This window comes from Streptomyces parvus (assembly GCF_014648875.1).
Classification (GTDB): domain Bacteria; phylum Actinomycetota; class Actinomycetes; order Streptomycetales; family Streptomycetaceae; genus Streptomyces; species Streptomyces parvus.
This window is the reverse complement of sequence record NZ_BMRY01000015.1, coordinates 35,386-59,937: the sequence shown is the minus strand read 5'-3', so window position 1 is coordinate 59,937 and position 24,552 is coordinate 35,386. Positions and strand designations below refer to the sequence as shown.

Genomic DNA, 24,552 nt, shown 5'->3' with positions numbered 1-24,552 from the left:
ACCCGGGAACCGGCCCGGGATCCGGCCAGGAATCCGGCCCGGGGCAGGGGTGCGCCCGCACCGCGCTCACCGTGCGCTCACGGGCTCGCCGGGGCCGAGTTCTCGCTGTCCTGGGGCGTCCCGCCCTCGTCGCCGCCCCCGGTGGCCAGCCACCCGCCGACCGCGACGGCCGCACAGAGGAGCACGGCGGCGGCACCCAGCGTGATGCGGCGCTTGCGGACGGACGCCGCCTTGTTCCGGGCGGAGCCGGGCCGGGGCCGGCCCGGGGCGCGGGGCGCGCGGGCCGTGCCGAGGGGGCCGCCCGCCAGCTCGTCCGGGGCCGGGACGCGCATGCTCGTGTGGGTGTCCCGGTTGGAGTCGGGGGCGGAGCCGGGCACCAGCGGGACCGCGCCGCGGCGGCGGGGCTCGTCGGCGGCCGGGGTGTACTGCTGCTCGTCGTAGGCCGGGGCCTGCTCGCTCTCCTCCGGGCCCGGCTCGTCCACCTCCAGCGGCGGTATCCCCGCCAGCAGGGGCAGCAGGTCGCGCAGCCGTACGGCCAGCTCCGAGGCGCGCAGCCGGGAGGCGGGGGCCTTGGCCAGGCACTGGACCAGGAGCTGCCAGAGCTCCTCGGGGATGCCGGGCAGCGGGACGACGGTCTCGGTGACATGGCGGCGCAGGACCGCGCCGGGGTGGCCGCCGCCGAAGGGCGTGAACCCGGCGAGCAGCTCGTACAGCACGGTCGCCAGGGCGTAGATGTCGACGGCGGCGCGCGGCGGGAGGCCCTCGACGATCTCGGGGGCCAGATAGTCCGGCGTACCGATGATCTTCGTGGCCTTGGTGCGGCGCGGGGTGTCGATCAGCTTGGCGACGCCGAAGTCGGTGAGCAGGGCGGGGTGGGCACCGCCGGGGCCGAGCGGGCCCTCCATGTCGAGCAGGATGTTCTCCGGCTTGACGTCCCGGTGGACGATCTGGGCCTTGTGCGCGGCGGCCAGTCCGTCGGCGACGTCCGCGATGATCGCGACGGCGGCCTCGGGGGCGAGGCGGCGCTCGCGGTCCAGGCGGGTACGCAGGTCGGTTCCGCGTACGAGCGTCATGACCAGGGCGAGGTCGTTGCCGTCCACGACGAGGTCCCGGACGGCGACCACGTGCGGGTGGTCAAGTCCGAGCAGGGCGGTGCGCTCCTGCACGAAGCGGCCCACGAGCTCCTGGTCGGACGCGAGGTCCTCACGGAGCAGCTTGATGGCGACCGGGCCCTCGGGCCCTTCGCCGAGCCATACCGTGCCGGCGCTGCCGCGCCCCAGGATCTGGTGGGCCGTGTACCGGCTGCCGATATTCCGTGCCAAGACTGCTCCCTCAGCGGCTGGCGGTGGACCCCCGGTCGACAAAGTTACGCGGCGTTCGGGGTGTCACGCGCCCAGGATGGCACCGACCTTCACTTCTCCGGGCGGAATGGGCCCGGAGAAGTCGACAAAGAGACAGCGTTGCAGGTCCTGGGGCCCCGACCGGTCGGGGCCCCGCCGACGGTTCAGGCCCCGCCCGAGCCTTCGGCGCTGTCACCGAGCTTGGAGAACCAGTCGGTGACCGTACCGACCGCGTCGCCGATCGCTTCCCAGTAGCCCTTGCCCTGGGCCACCCAGTCCTGGAGCGGGGTCAGCTCCCAGATCAGCCAGCCGGCGACGATCAGGAGGACCAGGGTGAACAGGCAGCCCTTGAGGCAGCCGAGCCCCGGGATGCGCATCGGGTTGGCGCTGCGCTGCCGCGGCGGACGCGGCTCGCGCGGCGGTCGGGCGGCCGGCTGCTGGGGCTGCTGCGGCTGCGGGGGCGCGTACTGCTGCCGCTGGGGCTGCTGCGGCTGCTGGTAGCGCTGCGGCTGCTGTTGCTGCTGTTGCTGCTGTTGGTACGGGTACTGCTGCTGGAGCGGCTGCTGCCTGCGCTGCGCCGGCTGCTGCTGCCGCTGGGGAGGCTGCTGCGGCGGCTGCTGGCGCTGGGGGCGGCGGCGCAGCGGGTCCTGGCTCGGGTCCAGGTACTGCACCTGGGTCTGCTCGTTGCGGTCGCGGGCCGCCTGGAGCTGCGACTGCCAGGGGTGCGGTCCGTCCGGCTGCGGCGGCCCGTCGGGGCGCTGCGGCACGGGCGGCATGACGGCGGTCGGGTCGGCGTGGCCACCGGGCCCCTGACCGGGGCCGCCCTGGCCCCCGGGGCCGGTCTGCGGGAGCACGCTGGTGGCCGCCGCGGGGTCGTAGGAGCCCGCGTTGCCCGGCAGCACCTGCGTGGGGTCGGCCGCGCCCGGGGTCTCCGGGACGGCCGTGGGCGCCGGGTCGGGAGCGAGCAGGGCGCCCACCCCTTCGGCGGCGGCGATCTGGGCGGAGTTCGCGTGGACTCCGATGCCCGGGGCGACCGTACGCAGACCGCGGGCCAGGTTCTCGGCGCTGGGCCGGCGGTCCGGGTCCTTGCTCAGACAGCGCTCTATGACCGTCCACAGCGGTCCGGGGACGGTGGAGGGCCGGCGGGGCTCCTCGCTGAGGTGCCGGTGCAGGACTTCGAGTGCGGTGCCCCCGGCGAACGGCGGACGGCCGGTGACCAGCTCGTACAGCAGGATGCCCGCGCCGTAGACGTCGACGGCGGAGGTCTGCGGGCGGCCCTCGGCGGACTCCGGCGCCACATAGGCGGGCGTGCCGACGAACTCGTGGGTCCGGGTCAGGCCCGGGGAGTCGGCCAGGCGCGCGATGCCGAAGTCGGTGAGCATCGGGGTCATGCCGCCGTCGCGCTCGTCGAGGAGCACGTTGGCGGGCTTGAGGTCGCGGTGGACGACGCCGTCGGCGTGGCTGGCGGCGAGCGCGTCCGCGATCTGCGCGGTGAGCAGGGCGGCGGCGACCGGGGTGAGCGGGCCGTTCTCGCGGAGGTAGCGGTGCAGGTCGGGGCCGTCGATCAGGTCCATGACCAGGGCGAGGAGATCGCCCTCGACGACGAGGTCCCGGGTGCGCACGATGTTCGGGTGCGTGAGCCGCAGCAGGACGGAGCGCTCCCGCAGGAACCGCATCACCACGTCGGCGTCGTTGGCCAGCTCCTCCTTGAGGACCTTGATGGCCACGGTCTCGCCGGGCTGACCCGCGACGGCTGCCTCGGCGCCCGCGGTCTCCCGCTGGCGGGCTCGCCAGACGGTGCCCGTGGCGCCGCGCCCGAGCGGCTCCTCGAGCAGGTACTTGCTGCCTACCGGCCGCACGTCATGCGCTCCCTGCTGATCGTGGCTTGCGGTCCCCCCGGCCCGCCCGAATGTTCCGGCCCACTGTAATGCCGCCGAACGGGGCACCGGGGGCTCGCGTTTCGAGGGAAGACGCGGAGACCCGGCGGAAGGTTGCCGGACAGCTGATCACAGGCCGGTCAGACGTTCGGTGATCCGGTGCGGGTTTCCACCCGGTGTGCGGCGGACAACTCCCGGGAAACCACCCCGAGCGACGGGATCCGGACGCAAGCAGGCACTTTTGCGCCCACAGCCGACCATTCAAGATCATTTAAAGGTGACCGCCGGGCGTGTTGTCAGTGGCAGGTGCGAGGATGCCTCCAGCACGGATCTGTGGGCTCGGAGTTCCACGGTCCGTGACGACCTGTACGGACGACGTGTCCGTGCCGGGTGGGGGGAATCACAGGGCGTTTCCCCGGCCGGGCACCCCGCGCAGAAGGGACCGCTGACGGCGATGCAGATCCGGCTGACCGTCCTCGCGCCGCGCAGCGGCCAGACCCCGGCGCGCACCTGCGACGTGCTCGTGACCGCACCCGCCGGGACGGCGCTGGCCGCCGTGGCCTCGCAGCTGGCCGCCGCCGTGTCGGGGCCCGAGAGCTCCCAGGGCGGCGGGGCGGTCGTGCTCTTCGCCGGGCGGGAGCGGCTGGACGGCCACCGCATCGCGCTGGGTGAACCGCCCCTGGTGGACGGCGCGGTCCTCTCGCTCCAGGTCCCCGGCGACGACGAGGCGACGGACGACGTCGTTCCGGCCCAGCTCCATGTGGTCGCGGGCCCCGACGCGGGCGGTGTCCATCTGCTGCACGGCGGGCAGATCCGGATCGGCCGCTCCGCCGACGCGGACGTCCCGCTCGACGACCCGGACGTCTCCCGGCTGCACTGCGCGGTGTCGGTCTCCGACGACGGCCGGGTCTCGGTCGCCGACCTCGGTTCGACGAACGGCACCTCGCTGGACGGCGTGGAGGTGCGTGAGCGGCCGGTCCGCCTCACCCCCGGCGCGCTGCTGCGGCTCGGCGAGTCCACGCTCCGCCTCACCTCGGGCTCCCGTCCGACGACGCTGCCGACCGCCCCGGACGGCGAGGGGCACCTGCGGGTGACCCGCGCCGAGACGGGGGCCGCCGCCCCGGGCCGGGGCACGGGCGCGCCCGCCGCCGCACGCACCTCCGCCGACCACGGCGGCCAGGGCCCCGGCCACGCGTACGGCGCGCCCGCCGCCTCCCCGTTCGCCTCCGCGGGGCCCTCCGGGGCGTACGGGGAGGCGGAGCCGTCCTTCGACGAGGCGGCCTCCTGGCCGGAGCACGCCGAGGCCGGTCCCGGCGGCGCGTACGCGGGCGGCGGCACCCACGCCCGCGGCGAGGAGTTCGCCGAGGCTCCGGCGCCCCGGCGCGGTATAGGCGCCTGGGCGAGACGGCTCACGGGCGGCGCGAAGGGCGAGCAGGCAGCGCGCCCGGCGGCCGGAGCCGGGGTCGGCGAGCGGGCCGACGCGTACGGGCCCGCCCGCACTCCGGCCGCTCCGGGCGCCCCGGCGGCGTACGGAGCGCCGTACGGAACCGGCGCCGACGACTCCGGGTCACGGAGCTCCGGCGGGCACGGCTCCGGCGCGGGCTTCTCCGGCGTCCCGGGCGGGTCCGCGTCTTCGGTCGGCGGGCCGTCGGGGGCCGGGCACCTCGCCTCACCGGCCTCACCAGGTTCCCCCTTCTCCGCGCTGCCCTCCGCCCCCGAGGGCACCTGGCCGGACCCCGCGGCCGTGCTGCTGACCGCGCTCGGTCCGGGGCCCCGGCTCTGGGAGCGCCACCCGGACCACCCGGAGGCCCTGGTGGTGCGGCTCGGCACGACCGACCGGGCCGAGGTGCCCGCCGTGCCGGTGACCGTGGGGCTGCGGGAGGCCGGTTCGCTCGGGCTCGCCGGTCCGCGCGCCCGGCTGGCGGGTCTGGCCCGCGCGACGGTGGCACAGCTCGCCGCGCTGCACTCCCCGTTCGACCTGGAGATCGTCCTGATCTCCACGGACCGGTCCCGCACGCTGGAGGAACGGCGCCGCGAGTGGTCCTGGCTGGGGTGGCTGCCGCATCTGCGACCGACGCACGGGCAGGACTGCCGGCTGCTCCTCGCGTACGACCGTGAGCAGGCCGAGGCCCGTGCGGCCGAGCTGGTGCGCCGCCTCGACGAGGGGCCCCTCGGTCCCGGCTGGCCGCATCTGGACCGGGCCGCGGTGGCCGAGGCGGCCCGCGCCCACACGGGCCCGCACACGGTGGTCGTCCTGGACGGCGACCCGGGTACGGCGTTCCTGCGCGAGACCACGGCGCGGCTGGCCGGGGCGGGCGCGGCGGCCGGGATCCATCTGATCTGCCTGGCCGAGACCCCGGCCGCCTCCCCCACCTCGCCGGTGGCCGCGACGTACGAGGCCGCCTGCCGCGGCTCCATCGCCTTCCGGGAGTGCGGGGCCGTCGCGATGCTGAGCGGCGACGTCGCCACGGCGTTGCGCCTGCTGCGCACGGCGGGCGGACAGGCCGCGGGGCACGGGACGGTGGCCGCGGTGGACGCGGTGTCGGCGGCCTGGGCCGAGCGGTTCGGGCGGGCACTCGCACCCCTGCGCGAGGAGGGCTCGGCCGCGCTGGCGGGCCGCCCGACGACCGCGGCGCTGCCGCCGTCCGCCCGGCTGCTGGACGAGCTGGGGCTGGCCCGCGCCACTCCGGCGTCGCTGATGGCCCGCTGGGCGTCCACGGCGGAGGCCCAGCCGGGCGCTTCGGCACCCCGGGCGGCCGCCGCGCCATCGCCGCGCGCCGACCTGGACAGCCCCAACTCCGGGCGCACCCTCAGCGCGGGCCCGCGCGTCGGCCCCCAGCGCACGGCGGCCTCCCCGCACCACGACTCCGGCCGCACGCCGTACCCGGCCGCAGGCGCCCCCGACCCGGACCGCACGCCGTACCCGCCGCTGGACTCCAGGGATTCCGGCCGTACGCCGTATCCACCGCTGGACTCCCGCGACTCGGGCCGCACCCCGTACCCACCGCTGGACTCCCGCGACTCGGGCCGCACCCCGTACCCACCGCTGGACTCCCGCGACTCCGAGCGCACGCCCCACCTGGGCGCCCAGCGCTCCGGGCCGGGGCGCGGCGCAGGGAACGGCTCCGGGAACGCCTCCGGGTCCGATGCGGGCGTCGATGCCAGGGAGCGGGGCGACGCCACCGTCCACGCCGGCCGGCCCGTCCTCGTGCTCGGGGCCGGCCCCCGGGGCCCCCTCAGCGTCGACCTCGCCGACGAGGGCCCGCATCTGCTGATCGAGGGGCCCCCGGGCAGCGGCCGCACGGAACTGCTCCGGGCCGTCGCCGCCTCGCTCGCCTCCGCGGCCCGGCCCGACCGGCTCGGCATCCTCCTCGTCGACGGATCCGGCGGCGAACAGGGCGAGCGCGGCGAAGGCCTGCTCCCCTGTACGGAGCTGCCGCATGTCTTCACCCACCTCGTGGCGTCCGACCCGGTCCGGATGCGGGAGTTCGCGCAGGCCCTGGGCGGTGAGCTGAAGCGGCGCGCCGAGCTGCTCGGCGAGCTGGACTTCGCGGCCTGGCACGAGCGGTACGGGCAGCAGGATGCCCAGCGGGGGCCCGCCCCCCGTGTCGTGGGCCAGCGGCCGCCGAGCGGTGCCGAGCGCCGGGGCGATCTGGACTCCCCGGCCAGCGGCACCCTGCGGCTGCGCCCGGCCGCCGCCCGGTCCGCGGATCCGGGCCCGTCCCCGCTGCCCCGCCTCGTCGTCCTCGCCGACGACTTCGACGCGCTGGTCGCCCCGGCGCTCGGCTCCCCCGGCCGGCCCGCCGCCGGGTCGGTGGTGCGGGCGCTGGAGGCCGTGGCCCGGGACGGCGGACGGCTCGGGGTGCATCTGGTCGCCACCTCCGCGCGCCCCGACCGCACCGAGGACACCGAGCTGGCCCGGGGGGCCCGGCTGCGCATCGTGCTGGACGCCCCGGTGCTGCCGCCGTCCCCGGACGAACCGGCCCCCGGCCGGGGCAGGCTGGGGCATCCGGACGGCCGGGTGACGCCGTTCCAGGGCGGCAGGGTCACCGGCCGCATCCCGCGTACGGCGACGCTGCGGCCGACGGTCGTCCCGCTGGAGTGGGAGCGGATGGGCGATCCGCCGACCCGGCGTCCGGTCCGGGAGCTGGGCAACGGGCCGACCGACCTCGCGCTGCTCGCCAGCGCGCTGGAGCGCGCGGCCCGCTCGGTGAATGCCGAACGGCTGCCCGCGCTGGTGCCGTTCACCACCTGACACCGATCGGAGCCGACCTCGGGGAGGGAGCCGCTCCTACCCCTGCCCGGCCTCGCTTCCGACATGCCCTGACATGACGTCACGAGGCGATCACGATCAGCCTGTTGGGCCCTCCGGCGGTATTGCGGGGCCCGTGCGCCGGGCGTAGGACTGTGCGCACGGACGACGTGGTCCGGGCATGCGACGTGGCCGGGCGCGCAGGGAAGAAACGGGGCAGGAATGCGCACAACCTTCTCGATACGCAGGGCCGCCGTCGTGTTCGCGGCGGTCGGCGCTCTGGCGCTCACCGGCTGCGGGGGCGACGGCGACGGCAAGAAGAAGTCGGGCGAAGACTCCGGCAAGGGCGCGGACAGCGCGTCCACGGTCGACCTGCCGAAGCTGGACGGGGAGAAGGTCTCCGTCGCCGCGGTCTGGACCGGGCCCGAACAGGCCAACTTCACCAAGGTGCTGGACGAGTTCGAGAAGCGTACGGGCGCGGACGTCACGTTCGTCCCGGCGCAGGACCCGATCATCAACTTCCTGGGCACCAAGATCGCGGGCAAGCAGCCGCCGGACGTGGCGATGATCCCGCAGGTCGGCGCGGTCCAGCAGGCGGCCGCGAAGAAGTGGGCCAAGCCGGTCGGCGCCGAAGCGAAGGCCCAGCTCGACAAGAACTACGCCAAGGTCTGGCAGGACCTCGGCACGGTCGACGGCACCCAGTACGGGGTGTATTTCAAGGCCGCCAACAAGTCCCTGATCTGGTACAACGCCGCCGCGTTCGACAACGCGGGGGCGAGCGAGCCGAAGACCTGGAAGGACTTCCTGACGACCGCGGAGACCGTCTCCGCCTCCGGTGTCACCCCGGTCTCGGTGGGCGGTGCGGACGGCTGGACGCTGACCGACTGGTTCGAGAACGTCTACCTCTCGCAGGCGGGCCCGGAGAAGTACGACCAGCTGGCGAAGCACGAGATCCCGTGGACCGACCCGTCCGTGAAGGACGCGCTGACCACCCTGGCCGAGTTGTTCGGGAAGCCGGAGCTGATCGCGGGCGGTGCCGACGGGGCACTCCAGACGGAGTTCCCGGCCTCGGTGACGCAGACCTTCACCGGGGGCGACCAGCCCAAGGGTGCGATGGTCTTCGAAGGTGACTTCGTCGCCGTCAACATCGCGCAGACCGAGGCGAAGATCGGTACGGACGCCAAGGTGTTCCCGTTCCCGGCGGTCGGCGCGGACTCCCCCGTGGTGACCGGCGGCGACGCCGCGGTGGCGCTGAAGGACAGCAAGGGCGCGCAGGCGCTGCTGACCTGGCTGGCGTCGGCGGACGCGGCGAAGATCTGGGCCGAGGCGGGCGGGTTCATCTCCCCGAACAAGGGCCTGGACCTGAAGGCGTACCCGAACGAGGTGCAGCGCACGATGGCGCAGGCGCTGATCGACGCGGGTGACGACGTCCGGTTCGACATGTCCGACCAGGCCCCGCAGTCGTTCGGCGGGACGCCCGGGGCGGGCGAGTGGAAGATCCTCCAGGACTTCCTGAAGAACCCGAAGGACATCGCGGGGACCCAGAAAGAGCTGGAGTCCGAAGCGGTCAAGGCGTACAAGAGCTGACGCCGTGACGACAGCGACCGCGGGGGGCGCCGGTGCGGCGCCCCCCGCCGACGACACGAGTCCGAGCCCGTCCCCCGACCCGAAGAAGCCCGGCCACAGCGTGACCGGTACCCGCAGGGTCGTCGCGGCGGTGTTCCTGCTGCCCGCGCTGGTGCTGCTCGGTGCGCTGGTGCTCTACCCGATCGGGTATTCGGTCTACCGGTCGTTCTTCGACCAGGCCGGTACGGGCTTCGCCGGGTTCGACAACTACACCGCTCTGTTCACCGACGACACGATCCTCACGGCGGTGAAGAACAACGCGATCTGGGTGGTCCTCGCCCCGACGGTCGCCACCGCGCTGGGGCTGATCTTCGCGGTGCTGACCGAACGGATCCGCTGGGGCACCGCGTTCAAGCTGATCGTCTTCATGCCGATGGCGATCTCGATGCTGGCGGCGGGCATCATCTTCCGGCTGGTGTACGACCAGGCTCCCGAACGCGGGGTCGCCAACGCGGTGGCGGTGAGCGTGCACGACACGTTCAACGAGTCCGCCGGTTTCCCGAAGGCCCGCCCGCTGCCGGTGCACCCGCTGGAGAAGGCGGCCGGCGGGACGTACCTCTCCAAGGAGCCGATCCGGGCAGGCCAGCCGCTGCGGGTGCCGCTCGTCGGTGTGGCCCCGGCGAAGATGCCGGGCGACGCACGGCCGGCCGATGGCTCTCCCGCGGCCTCCGGGGACGAGATCTCCGGTACCGCATGGCTGGACTTCACCCGGGGCGGCGGCGGGAAACCGAACGTCGTCGACCCGAAGGAGCTGGGGCTGAAGGGCCTGAAGGTCGAGGCGGTGAAGGACGGCGAGGTCGTCGCCACCGCGACAGCGGGAGCGGACGGGGTGTTCACCCTGCCCGCCTCGGCGGACGGGGCCCAACTGCGCCTGCCCGCCGACAACTTCCGCGAGCCGTACAACGGCGTCGACTGGCTCGGCCCGTCCCTCGTGACGCCCGGGATCATCGGCAGTTACGTGTGGATGTGGGCCGGGTTCGCGATGGTCCTGATCGCGGCCGGTCTCGCCGGTCTGCCGCGCGAGCTGCTGGAGGCGGCCCGGGTGGACGGGGCCAACGAGTGGCAGGTGTTCCGCCGGATCACGGTGCCGATGCTGGCGCCGGTGCTCGCGGTGGTCCTGGTGACGCTGATGATCAACGTGCTGAAGGTCTTCGACCTGGTGTTCATCATCGCGCCGGGCTCGTCCCAGGACGACGCGAACGTCCTGGCGCTCCAGCTGTACCGGTCCTCGTTCGGCACGGACGCGGACCTGGGGATCGGCAGCGCGATCGCGGTGCTTCTGCTGCTGCTGGTGATCCCGGTGATGCTGGTCAACATCCGCCGGATCCGGAAGGAGGGACGGCGATGAGCAGCGCACCGGAGAGGAACAGCGCACCGGACGTGAACACCGCCCGCATCGGCCGCCAGAAGGCGGTCACCCGGAAGGCGGGCGGCGCCCCCGAAGCGCCGAAGGCCGAGCAGTCCCTCGGGGCCAGGATCGCCGCCCGCGCGGGCGGCGGGGTGATGCGGGTCTTCCTCATCCTGGTCGCCCTGTTCTGGCTGATGCCCACGATCGGTCTGCTGCTGTCCTCGCTGCGCGGTCCGCAGGACATCGCGGCGACCGGCTGGTGGAAGATCTTCACCGCCCCGTCCGAGCTGACCTTCGAGAACTACCAGCGGCTGCTCGACAATTCGACGATCACCGGCTCGCTCGGCTCCACCATCATGATCACCGTGCCGTCCACGGTGCTGGTCGTGCTGATCGGCTCGTTCGCCGGATACGCCTTCGCCTGGATGGAGTTCCCCGGCCGGGACTGGCTGTTCCTGCTGGTCGTCGGGTTGCTCGTGGTGCCGGTTCAGGTCGCGCTGATCCCGGTCTCCGAACTGTTCGGCACCATCGGGATCTTCGAGACGACGCTCGGGGTGGTGCTGTTCCACACCGCGTTCGGCCTGCCGTTCGCGATCTTCCTGCTGCGGAACTTCTTCGCGGAGATCCCCCGCGAACTGCTGGAGGCCGCCCGGCTCGACGGGGCGGGCGAGATCCGGCTCTTCACCCGGGTCGTGATGCCGCTGGGCGGTCCGGCGATCGCCTCGCTCGGGATCTTCCAGTTCCTGTGGGTGTGGAACGACATGCTGGTCGCGCTGATCTTCGCGGACTCCGAGTCGCCGCCGATCACCGTGGCGCTCCAGCAGCAGGTACGCCAGTTCGGCAACAACATCGATGTGCTCGCGCCCGGCGCGTTCGTGTCGATGGTGATCCCGCTGGCGGTGTTCTTCGCCTTCCAGCGGCAGTTCGTCTCCGGCGTGATGGCGGGCGCGGTCAAGTAGCCCGTAACGCGCGGCTGTACGCCCTCGGGGGCGCACCGCCGGAAACGTACGGCTGTGCGTCAACGCCAAGCGGCCCGGTTCCCCGGAACCGGGCCGCTTCGGCGTTCTCGTCCCCCGATTGCCACGTCCGGCGTAACCCTGTCATTCCATCCGACGTTTGCGCTCTGCCTGGATTTCCGCGAACGATCGACCCATGGATGTGTAGTGCCCCGGTTCTCCGTCATCGTGCCCGCATTCCGGGTCCAGGCGTATCTGCACGCGTGTCTGGATTCCGTGCTGGCCCAGTCCTTCAAGGACTACGAGATCGTCGTGGTCGACGACTGCTCCCCCGACGCCTGCGGACCGATCGCCGACGAGTACGCCCGCCGGGACCACCGCGTCACCGCACTGCACCTGCCCCGCAACATCGGCCTCGGCCCGGCTCGCAACGCCGGGATGGGCCGGGCGGCCGGCGACTACCTGATCTTCCTCGACGGCGACGACACCCTGCTGCCGGACGCCCTCCAGACCATCGCCGACCGGATCGACGCGACCGGCGAGCCCGACGTCCTGATGTACGACTACGCCCGTACGTACTGGACGGGCCGCAGCGTCCGCAACGTCCTGGCCGCCCATCTCGACGAGAGCGGCCCCGAGCGCTTCCGCCTCACCGACCGCCCCGAGCTGCTGCGACTCCTCATGGTCGTCTGGAACAAGGCGTACCGCCGCGCGTTCATCGAGGCCGAGGGGTTCACCTTCCCGCCCGGCTACTACGAGGACACCCCCTGGACCTACCCGGTGCTGATGGCGGCCGACTCGATCGCGGTGCTGGACGCGGTCTGCGTCTCCTACCGGCAGCGGCGGCGCGGCAACATCCTCTCCACCACCAGCGAGAAGCACTTCGACGTCTTCGACCAGTACGACCGGGTCTTCGCATTCATCGACTCCCGCCCCGAACTCGCCCTGTGGCGGCCGGTGATGTTCCGTCGCATGCTGGACCACTTCTCGGCGCTGTTCGCCTCCCGGGACCGGCTGCCGCTGCACAGCCGCGCCGCGTTCTTCCGCCGGGCCACCGCCTCCTGCCGCCGCTACCACGCCCCCGGCGCCCCGACCCCCCGCCGCGCCCTGCTGCGGCACGGCCTGATGCACCTCGGCGCGCGGCGCACCTACCGGGCCCTGTCGGAGGCCCAGCGCCTCGGTGGCCGGCTGCGGAAAGGGGCGACGGCCCTGCGCCGGGCGGTGCGGGGCGCGGCCCTGCGGGCGCACTACCGGATCCAGTTGCGGCTGCCGCTGCGCACCCGGGACGCGGTGTTCACGACCCGGGGCGGCAGCGGGTACGCGGGCAGCCCGGCGGCGGTCGAGGCGAAGGTCCGCGAGCTGGTCCCGGGGGTGCGGACGGCCTGGATCTGCCGGCCCGCCGACGCCCACACCGTGCCGACCGGCACCCGGCATCTGGCGCCCGGCACCTTCGCCCACCGGGCCGCCCTGGCCCGCTCGGCGTATCTGGTCAACGACGGGTCCTTCGACCGGGGGCTGGTCAAGCGGCGGGGCCAGATCCTGCTCCAGACGCACGAGGGCACACCGCTGCGGACCGAGGGCACCGATCTGCTGGACCGGCCCGCCGCCGCCCGGGGCACCGACTTCGACGAGCTGCTGCGCCAGGTCGACACCTGGGACTTCTCCCTCTCGGCCAACCCGCACTCCACCCTCGTACGGGAACGGACCTACCCGTCCGCGTACACGACGCTGGAGTACGGCTCACCGCGCAACGACGTCTACCACCGCACCGGTCCGGCCGATGTGGCGCGGCTGCGCGAGACGCTCGGCATCCCGGAGGGGGCCACTGCTCTGCTGTACGCCCCGGTGCCCCGCGACTACCGACGGGTCCAGCGGCCCACCCTGGACCTGGAACGGCTGGTCCGGGTCCTGGGACCTCGGTTCGTGATCCTCGCCCGGGCGCCGCGCACCGCCGGTCCGGGAGGCAGGGGCCGGGCGCCGCATCCGCGGATCATCGACGTGAGCGCCCACCGGTCCGTGGAGACGCTGGCGCTCGCCTCGGACGCCCTGCTCACCGACTACGCGTCGCTGATGTTCGACTACGTCAACCTGGACCGGCCGGTGGTGCTGCACCTCGACGACATCGAGGCGTACGAGGCAGCCCGGGGCACGTACTTCGACATCACGGCGTTCCCGCCCGGCGTCGTCGCCCGGAGCCAGGACGAGTTGTTCGACATCTTCGCCACGGACCACTGGCGGGGCTCCCGCTCGGCGCAGCTGCGCGCCGCGTTCCGGGCCCGGTTCTGCCCGTACGACGACGGGTACGCCGCCGAGCGGGTGGTGCGGCGGGTCTTCCTCGGGGAGGCGGACGGGCTGCCGCTGCCGGTGCCGTTCTCGGCCCGCCGGACGCCTGCGGCGCTGCCCGCGCAGGACGGGGCCGGGGCGGCCGTCGGCGGCTGACCCCGGCCCGTACGCAAGGCCTGCTCAGCGTTCCAGGAACGCGAACAGCTCCTCCCAGCGGCGCAGGGTCTCCGGCTCGGAGAACCGCTGGACGCCGGAGCGGGCCCGCGCGCCCATCGCGTCGCGCAGCCGGGGGTTGCCGGTGAGCCGCAGCAGCCGGTCGGCGAGCGCGGCGACGTCACCGGCGGGGGCGAGGAGCCCGTCCTCGCCGTCCCGGACGATCTCGCGGACCCCGGGCGCGCAGTCGAAGGCGGCACACGGCACACCGCTCGCCATCGCCTCAAGGAGGGCGAGCGGGAAGCCCTCGCCCCGGGAGGACTGGACGAAGACGGAGGCGTCGGCGAGGGCCCGCTCCACGTCGTCGGTGCGGCCCATCCACTCCACGGAGCCGTCGAGGCCGAGGCCCGTGCACTGTTGCTTCAGCGCGGCCTCGTCCTCACCCGCCCCGTACACGCGGAGCGTCCAGTCGGGGCGGGCGGGGGCGACCAGGGCCCAGCTGTCCAGGAGCAGGTCGATGCCCTTCTGGTCGCTGAGCCGGCCGATGCTCGCGACGGTCTTCGCGGTGCGGGGGGAGGGCACGAGCGGGAGCCGGGAGAGGGCGTTGGGCAGGAAGCCGACGTTGTTCATGCCGTCCGCGGCCCACCGGTCGGCGTCCTCCTCGGTGAGGACGAGCCAGTGGTCGAGGTCCTTGTAGTGGTTCTTGATCCAGCGGTAGCGGTGGCTCGCGCGGGAGTAGTCGTAGGACTCGTGGCTCATCCCGATGACCCGCAGCCCGGTGGTGTCGGCCTCCCCGACCCACTCCATCGCCCAGACCTGGGTGACGATGACGACCGCGCCGGGCCGGGCGGTGGCGAAGAGCTCCGAGAGCCGCCCGACGGCCTGCTTCTTGGCGGCGACCCGGGCCGCCTCCTTGCGCCGGGTGGGGATGCGGAAGCGGTCACGGACGCCGTGGGGTGTCCAGGGCGTCGGGGGGTGTGCGGCGTAGAGGGCGGTGACGGGGTGGTCGGGCTGCCGGGGCAGCGTCATCTTGAGGTCGGAGGCGTGGATGCCGACGGTGTGGACCCGGTGGCCCTGGCCGGCGAAGAGGCGGGCGGTCTGGTGCATCCACCCGGTGACGCCGCCGAGTTCGTCGGTGCTGTTGGAGACGATGAAGATGTCGCGGCTCATCGGCCGGCCCCCCGGTCGTGGTCGGTGGTGTGGCGGACGCCTCGGGAGGCGGCGGTCCCGAAGACCGCGGCGACGGTGGCGCGGGCCGCGTCGCCCCGGTCGTGGGCGCCGAACTTCTCTGCGAAGGACCGGCGTTGGTCGGCGTACCGGGTGTCGGACTTCTTCAGTTCCGCGAGGGCGGCGAACAGCTCCTCCTGCGTCGCGGCCACCGGCCCCGGGGCCTGCTCCCGCAGGTCGAAGTAGCTGCCGCGCTCGGCCGCGTACGCCTCCAGGTCGGGGGCGAACAGCACGACGGGCCGGTCGAGGAGGGCGAAGTCGAACATGATGGAGGAGTAGTCCGTCACCAACACGTCGGTGATGGCGAGGAGTTCGCTGACGTCGTGGTGGCGGGAGACGTCGACGACGGTGCCGGGCGGGCAGACCGGCAGCCGGGCCGACTCCAGGTAGTGGGCCCGGACGAGCAGGGTGTGGGTGTCGCCGAACCGCTCGGCGAACTCCCGTACGTCGAGGCGGAGTCGGCTCTTGCGCTGCTTTCCGGGGCCGCCCCGGAACGTCGGCGCGTACAGCACGGTCTTCTTGTGGTCGTCGAGACCGAGTTCCCCGGCGAGCGGCGGGCGCGGCAGCCTTCCCTCGGTCTCGGCCCGGGTGCGCTCCGCGATCAGGGCGTCGTTGCGCGGGTAGCCGGTGCGCAGGAGCCGCTCCTCAGGGAGCCGGTAGGCGCGGGCGAGGGTGTTCACGTCGTGCTCGGAGCGGACGAGGAAGTGGTCGAAGCGGTCGACGGCCTGCCGGAGCCGTTCGCGCTGCGGGGCGTTCTGGAGCCGTACGCGGGTCTCGTCGAAGCCCATCCGTTTGTACGCGGAGCCGTGCCAGGTCTGGAGGTACGTGGTGTGCCGGGGCTTGCGCAGATGCTGCGGGAAGCCCTGGTTGTCGACCCAGTACTCGGCGCGGGCCAGCGCCCACAGGTAGCGCCAGGACCAGCGGCGTACGAGGCGGGCGCCGTCCGGGAATCCGGCCGGGGACGGGTCGTAGGACCAGGTGGCGTGGAGCTTCAGGCCCTGGCGGCGGATCTCCTCGTACAGGGCGCGCGGGCTGTCGCCGTAGCAGGTGCCCATGTGGCTCTCGAAGACGACGGAGCCCCGGCGCACGGGGAGCCGGGTGAGCCAGGTGTTGTAGGCGGGGGCCTTGAAACCACGGGAGCGGTAGCGGTCCAGGCGCCCCCGCAGGGCGCGGACGAGGAGCTTGGCCTTGCGGGCGGGCCGGAAGTGCGTGGCGTAGCGGATCAGGCGGTGCGCGGTGCGGGCCGGGCGGCGGCGGGCGGCCAGCCGGAGCGCGAAGTGGTCCTTGACGGTGATGTAGGGCTCCCAGGTGTCTCCGGCGAGCCGCCCGAGCCGGGGCCGCGCGGCGAACCGGACCGCTCCGGCCACCTGGTCCCGCGGGGCGAACAGATCGCTGACCGACCGGACCCCGTCGGCCTCCACGGTCAGCCGCGCGTCCCACGCCGTGTCACGGACGCCGACGGGGCGCAGGCGGCGCGCGACGTCGGCCCGCGCGCGCCAGGTGATCCCGGTCCCGTCGTGCCGGACCACCTCGGCCGGGAACGCGACGGCGCGCGCCCCGCCCCGGGCCCGGAACTCCAGAGTGGCGGTGAGGGGGGCGCCGGGGGCGGGTCCGGTGTGCCCGGGCAGCACGAGACGGCCTTCGAGAAGCAGGCGGCCCCCGTCCGCGGCGGCGCAGCGGGTGAGCCGGTTCATCAGCCGCATTTCGCCGAACCGACGGTACTGGTGGCCGAGTTCGGTGATGTCGGCGACGGGCTCCTCCCCTTCCCCGCCCCAGCAGACCCGGCCGTCCGCGCCCGTCGTCAGCGGCGCGCACACGGTGGCGGGCCGGCTCAGCGCGTAGGCCGCCGCGAGGACCCCTTCGGCATCGCCCCGGCCCAGCAGGCTCACGGCGACCCGATCCAGCGGCGGCAGCTCCGGCGGGACGGGCCCGGTCAGGGTGCGGGCGGCAGCGGCGGCGACCCGGTCGCGGCGGACGGCGGGCAGCGCGGGGAAGGACCGGACCAGCGGCACCAGATGATCCCGGTGGAACGCCTTCTCCCGCTCCTCGCGCAGCTCGGGCAGCCCGTGGGCGAGGAGCGTGTTGGCGACCCGGCGGTGGGCCTCGACCAGGGAGATGAGGTCGCGGGCCCGGTCGGGGACGGCACGGCCGGTCACGATCAGCCGCCGGACCAGGGCGATCCGGCCGACCGACGCGGCGGCGATCGGGCCGAAGAGGATCTCCCCGTGCGCCAGGTCCTCCTCGTACCGCAGACCGTGCCGCCGGACGGCCTCGCGACGCAGACAGAATCCGGTCACCAGGGCGTCCCTGACGACGAGTTCGGGCGCCTCGGTGAAGCGGGAGAGGGTGCGGGAGCGGGCGAAGAGCTCCCCCTGCCAGGACGGCTCCCGCTCCTTGCCGCTCTCGTCGGCGATCCGGCTCCAGCGGCCGGCGATCAGGTCGGCGCGGCTGGTCTCGCCCGCCTGCCAGAGGTTGCGGCAGGCGTGCTTCTGGAGCCGCTCGCCGCTGCCGAGGACCAGGACGTACCGGCCGGCCGCCGCGTCGAGCCCCGCGTTGCGCAGGGCCCCGGTGGTGCGGGCGGCCGGGTCGGCGTGGACGAGGCGGACCCGCTCGGGCGCGCGGGCGGCGAGCGTGCGGGCGGCGGTGCGGACGGCCGGGTCGGCGGCGGAGGCGAGGACGACGAGGGCCTCGGCGGCGCGCATCGACTGGCCGAGGACGGACTCCACGGAGGCGCGCAGGGCGTCGGCCCCGCCGGGGCCCTCGCCGTCCCCGCCGCCGGTGATCACACAGCTGACGTCGCTCATGCCTGCTCCCCCTCGACGGCCCGTTCGCTCTTGAGCATCCGGTCCACGACCCGGGCGGCGGCGGTCCCGTCGTCGAGGTCGCAGAACGCCTCCCGGAACTGCTCGTACGCCTCCCGGTGTCCGGCGGTGGCCGCGTCCGGGTCGCGGAGCGCGGCCACGATCCCGGCGGAGTCGGGGATCAGGGGGCCGGGGGCGCGGTGCTCGAAGTCGAAGCAGAAGCCACGCAGGGTGTCGCGGTAGTGGGCCAGGTCGTAGGTGTGGAAGACCATGGGCCGGCCGGTCTGCGCGAAGTCGAACATGATCGAGGAGTAGTCGGTGACCAACGCGTCGCTGATCAGTAGCAGTTCGGCGGCGTCCGGGTGGCGGGAGACGTCCCGCACGAAGTCGGTGTCGGGGACGCTGCCGCCGACGAGGTAGTGCCGCCGGACCAGGAGGACGTGGTCGTCGCCGAGGACGTCGCGGGCGTGTTCCAGGTCGAGGTGGAGGTCGGGGGCGTACCTCCCCGCCTTCCGGGGCTGGTCCTCGCGCCAGGTCGGGGCGTAGAGGATCACGCGCCGCCCCTCGGGGATCGCGAGCCGTTCGCGTACGGCGGCGGCGACCTTGGCCCGGTCGGAGGCGTACAGCAGGTCGTTGCGCGGGTAGCCGCACTCCAGGACCTCGCCGCCGTAGCCGAAGGCGCGGCGCAGGACGGGGGTGGAGAAGCTGTTCGGCGAGACGAGCACGCTCCACTGGGCGGACCGGCGTTCCATGGAGGCCATGTACGCGGCGTCGGCGTGCGGGGTGCCGGCGAGGTCGCGGCCGATGCGTTTGAGGGGGGTGCCGTGCCAGGTCTGGACGACGCACTGGCCCTCGGCCCGCTCGAACCACTCGGGGAGATGGGTGTTGGTGACGATCCACCGGCTGCGGGCCAGCGCCTGGTACCACTCGGCGCTGTGCAGGGCGACGGGCCGGACCCCGTCGGGCACGGCCGCCTGCTGGTCGCGGACGACCCACAGATGCTCGATGTCCGGTTCCCTGGCGGCGAGTTCGCGGTGGATGGCACGGGGCGAGTCGGAGAACTGGCGGCCGTCGAAGCTGGAGTAGAGGACGGCGGGGCGGGTGGCGGCCGGGGCGACGGTACGGAGGACGGCGTACCGCTCGCGCCGGACGCGCTGCCCGTACGGTCCCCGGTCGGCGGCCGGGAGGGCGCTGCCGGACTCCAGGACGAGCCGGTCGTGGTAGCGCCGCTGGAGGGTGAAGTCCCTGTGGTTCTGATGATGTTGCCGGGGCAGGGTGCTGTGCAGGGGGGTGCTGAGCCGGAGCGGCCGGTACACCTCCGGGTCCCGCTCCCCCGGCGTCCGCAGGAAGAGGTACCAGCGCCCCTCGGCCAGCGGCATTGCTCCGCCGGGCCCTTCGACGGCGGCGGGCGCGATCACGGCCCGGAAGTGGTCGCCGTCTCCCCGGTCCACCGCGACGACGGCTTCCTCCTGGTGGCCGCTGTGGCGCAGGACGAGTTCGTGCGCGGTGCCCGTGCGCTCGGGGAAGGCGCCTTCGAGGACCAGCTCGCCCGATCGTTCCCAGACGGCGGCGGTGACGACGGGCTGGACGGCCCGGTCGGTGAGGACGAGGTCGCCCGAGGGGTTGGGGGCCGCGTGGACCTCGCGCCCGCCGGGCAGGGCGTAACGCCCGTCCTGCCCGTCGGGCCGGGCGGCGACGGTCAGTGGCTTGCCCTCAACGATGAGTTGGACGCCCCAGATGTCGTCCTCCCCCCGGAAGGCGCTGAGCGGGATGTCCGCCGCCCGGGAGCCGGGCGAGCCGCGCAGGGCGAACTCCCGGGTCTCCTTGGTGCGCCACTCGGTGAGCCGGAGGGCGACGGGCCCGGCGTCGCCGAGGACCTTCACCTCCAGGCGCACGGCGTCCTCGACCGCCGACTGCCCGGTCAGGACGGCGGCGACGCGTTCGGTGCGCAGCTCCAGCTTGTTGCCGGACAGGACGGGGACTACACGGGTCCGCTCGTCGGTGTACGTCACGGCGGGCGGGGCCGGGGTGCCGACGAGCCGCATCGGGCCCCGGCGCGGCCGGCCGGCGCCGACGACGACGGCCTCCAGCTTCCAGGTCGTACGGCCGCCGCCCGCTTTCGCGGCGAGCGTGCGCGGGTCGACGACGGCGGTGAACCCGGCACGGTCGTACCGGTGCAGGGAGCGGCCGGACCGGGCGGTGGCCTCGTCGCCGCCGACGGGGCGCAGCCGCAACGGGACCAGCCGCTTCCCGGCCCGCAGCCAGCCGAGGCGCGGGGCCCCGCCCGGGGCGTTGCGCACATGGGCGTACCCGGTCAGATGCAGCAGCCCGTCCCGCCAGACGGCCTCGGTGAGGTGGGCGTGGACGGGCAGATCGGCGGCGGTGAGCGCGGTGGCGGCGGGTGGCAGCGGGTCGCGGACGGCGGGGTGGTGGGCGCGGGGGCGGAGCAGTCCGCGGACGTGGAAGGTGTCCCGGTCCTTCTTCTCGTCGGCGAGGAGGGCGAGGAGTTCGGGGAGCCGGCGTTCGCGGATGAGCTGCCACTTGACCCGCAGATGCAGGGGCAGCGAGGCGAGGACGCCGGGTTCGACGGTGGAGGCGAACGCGCCGGCGTGCTCCAGGAAGGCTTCGTGGAACTCCGCGTCGCCGTCCGGCAGGGCCTCGATGAACAGCCACAGGTCGCCGGAGAGGGCGTGGGCGTCGTAGCGGCGCTTGGCCTCGGCGGCGTCGGCCGCGCCTTCCTTCGATGACCGCTCGGCGAGGAAGCGGCTGACGGTGGTGACGGCGGTGACCCGGTCACGGATGCCCCGGGGGACGGCCCGCCGGGTGGTGATCGACCCGTCGCGGTCGCGCCAGTGGTAGACGGGCTCCTCGACGACGTCGACCGAGCGGGCCAGGAAGTGGGCGGGAAGGACGACGGCGATGTCCTCGTACAGCACGCCTGTCGGGAAGGCGAAGGCGTGCTCGTCCCAGAAGGTGCGGCGGAACACCTTGTTGCAGGCGATACGGTCGCCGAGCAGGATCCAGTCCCGGGTGACATGGGTGGCCGGACGGGCCTTCTCCATCGGTTTGCGGAACATCGGGGACTGTTCGAGATCCCCGTTGGCACGCAGCCGCAGGACGTTCCCCGTGGCGAAGTCGGAGCCGGAACGGTCGAGTTCGGCGAGCATCCGGGCGTACGCGCCGGGCGGGACGACGTCGTCGCTGTCGACGAACGTCAGGAACTCCGCACCGGGGTGGGCCTCGCGGACCCCGGCGTTGCGGGCCGCGCCGAGCCCGGCGTTCTCCTGCCGGATCAGCCGGAAGCGGGGATCGCGTTCGGTGAACTCCTGCGCCAGTGCGGGGCCGTTGTCCGTGGAGCCGTCGTCGACGAGGACGACCTCCAGGTCCGGCATGGTCTGCTCGGCGAGCGAGGTCAGGCAGGCACCGAGGTACTCCTCGACGTTGTAGAGGGGGACGACGACGGTGAGACGGGGTGCCATCGCGGCGCACGATCCTTCCGGGGAATGGGGCTTCGGGGGGCCTGGAGGGCCCGCCGGGGGCCATGGGGTACAACCCGCGCCGTGGTCACCGGTCACCCGAGGGGGTCCGTTCGAGTGACGGGAGGGGCGGAGTCGGGCGCCCGGGGGCGCGCCGGTGACGCGTTCGAGCCCCGCACCGGTGAGGGCACGGGGCTCGGCACGACTGCGCAGGACGCGGGTCAGGGCTTGACGGCGATCCGGCCCTCGTCCATCCGGAGCAGGAGGAGTCGCTCACCGGTCTTCTCCAGGAATTCGTCCACCGCCTGCCGCGAGCCCTGCCAGTAGCCGTAGTCGTCGATCAGCAGGACGCCACCGGGGACCAACCGGTCGTACAGGTGCTCCAGTTCATGCTTGGTGGAGGCGTACCAGTCGGTGTCCAGGCGAAGGATCGAGATCTGCTCCGGGGCCTGCGCGGGGACGGTGTCCTCGACCCGGCCCTGCACGTAGTGCACGCGCTCCTTCGGGTACGGGACGTCCTCGAAGCCGGCCTTGACGTCCTCCAGTGACGCGACCGCCCAGATCGGCCGGTCCTTGCCCTGGGCGTCCAGGAGTTCCTGGGCCGGCCGGCCGTCGCGCCGCAGGTCCTCGGCGGTGGGCGGGGTCATCCCCTCGTACGTGTCGAAGAGGTAGAGGTCGCGCTCGGTCTCCCCCAGGGACAGCAGGGTCCGGGCGCACGCCTGCATCGAACCGCCGCGCCAGACACCGCACTCGACGATGTCGCCGGGGATGTCGTGCCGGGCGACGTACCGGGTGGCGAGGATGAAGGCGTTGAGCCGCTCCGGCGAGGTCATCGAGTACGGCTTGACCGCGCGGATGATGTCCTTCGCCTCGTCGTCGTAGTCCGCCGGGAACGCGGGGGCGGACTTCTTCGCCTTGGGCTTCGGGGCGGGTGCGGGGGCCGCCGCCGGGGCGGCCGGGGCCGGGGCGGAACCGGCGGGGGCGGTGCGGGCGGCGGGCACCGGGACACGCCTGAGCTGGTATCCGGTGAGCTGCTGAAGGACGCCGTTGACGGCGTTGCGCCAAGCCATGCCCCGGGACAGTACGCGCGGTTTGCGGCTCATGTCACTTTTCGTCAACCTGCCATTGATTACGGCGCGGTTCCGGGGGCGGACGCCGGGGCGGGCGCGGAGTCCGGCCCGGACACGGGCTCGGGCACGGGGGCGGCGGTGGACCTGCCGCACCGGTCGCGGCCGTCCACCGGCCGGGGCAGCGGGACGCCGTCCACGCCGCCGACCCGGTTGGCCCACCACACCGCGGACTCCCGCACGACGAACATCGTCAGGCGGGGGTAGCGGCGCGGCTTGCGGAAGACACCGACGGAGTCGCCCCAGTAGGCGGCCTTCCTGTCGATGGCCCGGTAGTCGTGCCAGATCCCCTTCTGCGGCGGGAAGTCGGTGTAGGCCTCGACCAGTTCGAGCCGGGAGTGGGCGGCGAGGGCGCGGAATCCGTCGGGGTAGTAGCGCCAGCAGTCCTGGGCGTCGTGGACGTGGCCCCGCGAGGGGGCGGTGATGAACGCGTGTCCGCCGGGCTTGAGAATGCGGGCGATCTCCAGCATCGACGCCCAGAAGAACGGGATGTGCTCGAACGCCTGCCCGGAGAGGACGACATCGGCGCTGTTGGAGCGCGCGGGGATGCGGTACGGCTTCGCCATCACCGCGTCGACGTTGGGGCCGTCCTGGACGTCGACCCCGAAGTAGTCGATGGGGTGCCGGGCGAGGAGCGCCCGGTGGGTACGGGTCTGCTTGCCGGAGATCCGCGACCCGAGGTCGACGACCCGGTAGGCGCCGTGACCGGATGCGGGTCCCTCGACGGGCAGATACTCCTTGATGCAGAGTTCCATCTGCTCGTAGGCGGACCGGTGCATGGACGTCTCCCAACCTGGCGGTGTGCGTGAGCTGTCGGAATCAACGACTGGGCGGGGCAAAGGGGACGGCGAAGAACCGCCGTACGACCCGTTCCGCCGCGTGCCCGTCGTCGTACGGGCAGAACCGCTCCCGGAACGCGGTGCGCAGCGCGGCCGACGCGGGCGAGCGCCACTCCCCCGCACGGAACACCTCGACCAGCTCGTCGGAGGTGGTGGTGACGGGGCCCGGGGTGTCGCCGGACCGGCCGGAGAGCAGGTCGAAGTACGTGCCGCGCGTGGTCCGGTAGGCGTCCCAGTCGGGGGCGTGAACCACGATCGGACGGTCCAGGCAGGCGTAGTCGAACGCCAGCGAGGAGTAGTCGGTGATCAACGCGTCGGCGGCCAGGCAGAGTTCTTCGACCCGGGGGTGCGCGGTGACGTCCAGGACGCGTCCGGCCGGCGCGCTCCCGAGTCCGGCGGACCGGCCGTAGAAGTAGTGGGCGCGCACCAACACCACGTATTCCGGACCCAGTTCGCGAGCCAGGCGCTCCGGGTCGAGGTCGGGGACGAAGCCCTCCCGGTAGTCGCGGTGGGTCGGGGCGTAGAGGAGTGCGGTCTGGTCCGCACGGATGCCGAGTTCGGCGCGGATCTTCGCGATGTCCTCGGCGGTGGCGGTGAAAAGGGCGTCGTTGCGGGGGTAGCCGAGGTCGAGCCGCTGGTACGAGCCCGGGTAGACGCGGTCCCACACCTCGGTGCTGTGCGGGTTGGCGGACAGGCTGAAGTCCCACTGGCCCACGTGGGCCAGGATCTTGGCGAAGTCCGCCTTCCGGGCCAGCTCGGGGTAGGCCCGCTGGTCCAGGCCCATCGTCTTGAGCGGGGTGCCGTGGTGGGTCTGGAGGTAGCGCTGACCGGGGCGTTTGGTGAAACCGCCGGGGAAGCTGGAGTTGTTGACCAGGTAGGTGGCGGTGGCCATCGCCCGCCAGTAGGAGCGCGAGCCCTCGATGACGTACGGCACGCCCGGGGGCAACCGGTCGCGGTGCCGGGAGGAGACGGCCCACACACCCCTGATGTGCGGAGCGAGTTCGCGGGCCTTGGCGTGGACGGCGGCCGGGTTGCAGGCGACGCCCCGGTTCCAGTACGCGCCGTAGACGGCGAGGTTCGGGTCGAGCGGGCGGCGGAGGTCGGTGCGGTAGGCGGCCCGCATGACCTGCCTGCGGACGTACCGCTTCACGGAAGCTCGGGTGGGCATGGCAGCCGAGCGTAATCCCGGGGCGGGGAACGGACGGCTCGCGTTCACCCGTTCGGGTCAGCGGCGGTGACCCCGGGAC

Annotated in this window: 13 protein-coding genes; 5 read left to right on the top strand and 8 right to left on the bottom strand. The window is 73.8% G+C overall.

Going from position 1 to position 24,552, the window contains the following annotated elements:
* Positions 1–77: 77 nt before the first annotated feature.
* Both IE140_RS32430 and IE140_RS32425 read right to left on the bottom strand, forming a co-directional pair.
* The gene (locus IE140_RS32430; protein ID WP_109178737.1) at positions 78–1,322 is read right to left on the bottom strand and encodes a serine/threonine-protein kinase; all 1,245 of its coding nucleotides are present in this window, start codon (positions 1,320–1,322) and stop codon (positions 78–80) included.
* 182 nt (positions 1,323–1,504) lie between these two features.
* On the bottom strand, positions 1,505–3,199 hold the full coding sequence (locus IE140_RS32425) for a serine/threonine-protein kinase (protein ID WP_150196216.1): 1,695 nt from the start codon (positions 3,197–3,199) through the stop codon (positions 1,505–1,507).
* Positions 3,200–3,671: 472 nt separating this feature from the next.
* Between IE140_RS32425 and IE140_RS32420 the strand changes: the two genes are divergently transcribed.
* The 5 genes from IE140_RS32420 (at position 3,672) to IE140_RS32400 (ending at position 13,838) form a co-directional block, all read left to right on the top strand.
* Positions 3,672–7,472 carry an FHA domain-containing protein gene (locus IE140_RS32420; RefSeq protein WP_150196217.1) on the top strand — a complete coding sequence of 1,267 codons (3,801 nt, stop codon included), beginning with the start codon at positions 3,672–3,674 and terminating at the stop codon, positions 7,470–7,472.
* Between the two features lie 219 nt (positions 7,473–7,691).
* Positions 7,692–9,056, top strand: a complete 1,365-nt coding sequence (locus IE140_RS32415) for an ABC transporter substrate-binding protein (protein ID WP_150196218.1) — start codon at positions 7,692–7,694, stop codon at positions 9,054–9,056.
* Between the two features lie 100 nt (positions 9,057–9,156).
* Complete coding sequence (locus IE140_RS32410) at positions 9,157–10,443, top strand: carbohydrate ABC transporter permease (protein WP_150196222.1); 1,287 nt, start codon at positions 9,157–9,159, stop codon at positions 10,441–10,443.
* Positions 10,440–11,402 carry a carbohydrate ABC transporter permease gene (locus IE140_RS32405; protein ID WP_093436039.1) on the top strand — a complete coding sequence of 321 codons (963 nt, stop codon included), beginning with the start codon at positions 10,440–10,442 and terminating at the stop codon, positions 11,400–11,402. The genes IE140_RS32410 and IE140_RS32405 overlap by 4 nt, the downstream gene beginning before the upstream one ends.
* A 204-nt stretch (positions 11,403–11,606) precedes the next feature.
* Positions 11,607–13,838, top strand: a complete 2,232-nt coding sequence (locus IE140_RS32400; protein WP_150196219.1) for a bifunctional glycosyltransferase/CDP-glycerol:glycerophosphate glycerophosphotransferase — start codon at positions 11,607–11,609, stop codon at positions 13,836–13,838.
* 24 nt (positions 13,839–13,862) lie between these two features.
* Here IE140_RS32400 and IE140_RS32395 read toward each other — a convergent pair whose 3' ends face one another.
* From IE140_RS32395 to IE140_RS32370, 6 genes are all read right to left on the bottom strand, one after another.
* Entirely contained in the window at positions 13,863–15,005 is a 1,143-nt protein-coding gene (locus IE140_RS32395; RefSeq protein WP_150196220.1) for a glycosyltransferase, read from the bottom strand.
* Positions 15,002–17,866, bottom strand: coding sequence for a bifunctional glycosyltransferase/CDP-glycerol:glycerophosphate glycerophosphotransferase (locus tag IE140_RS32390; RefSeq protein WP_189460945.1), 2,865 nt, complete (start codon positions 17,864–17,866; stop codon positions 15,002–15,004). The genes IE140_RS32395 and IE140_RS32390 overlap by 4 nt, the downstream gene beginning before the upstream one ends.
* Positions 17,863–21,342 (bottom strand): bifunctional glycosyltransferase/CDP-glycerol:glycerophosphate glycerophosphotransferase, encoded by a 3,480-nt coding sequence (locus tag IE140_RS32385; RefSeq protein ID WP_189460943.1) that lies wholly within the window; start codon positions 21,340–21,342, stop codon positions 17,863–17,865. The genes IE140_RS32390 and IE140_RS32385 overlap by 4 nt, the downstream gene beginning before the upstream one ends.
* Positions 21,343–21,560: 218 nt before the next feature.
* Complete coding sequence (locus IE140_RS32380) at positions 21,561–22,442, bottom strand: TylF/MycF/NovP-related O-methyltransferase (protein ID WP_189460941.1); 882 nt, start codon at positions 22,440–22,442, stop codon at positions 21,561–21,563.
* Positions 22,443–22,468: 26 nt separating this feature from the next.
* On the bottom strand, positions 22,469–23,245 hold the full coding sequence (locus IE140_RS32375; RefSeq protein ID WP_189460939.1) for a methyltransferase domain-containing protein: 777 nt from the start codon (positions 23,243–23,245) through the stop codon (positions 22,469–22,471).
* Positions 23,246–23,285: 40 nt separating this feature from the next.
* The gene (locus IE140_RS32370) at positions 23,286–24,473 is read right to left on the bottom strand and encodes a CDP-glycerol glycerophosphotransferase family protein (protein ID WP_150198020.1); all 1,188 of its coding nucleotides are present in this window, start codon (positions 24,471–24,473) and stop codon (positions 23,286–23,288) included.
* Positions 24,474–24,552 lie beyond the last annotated feature (79 nt).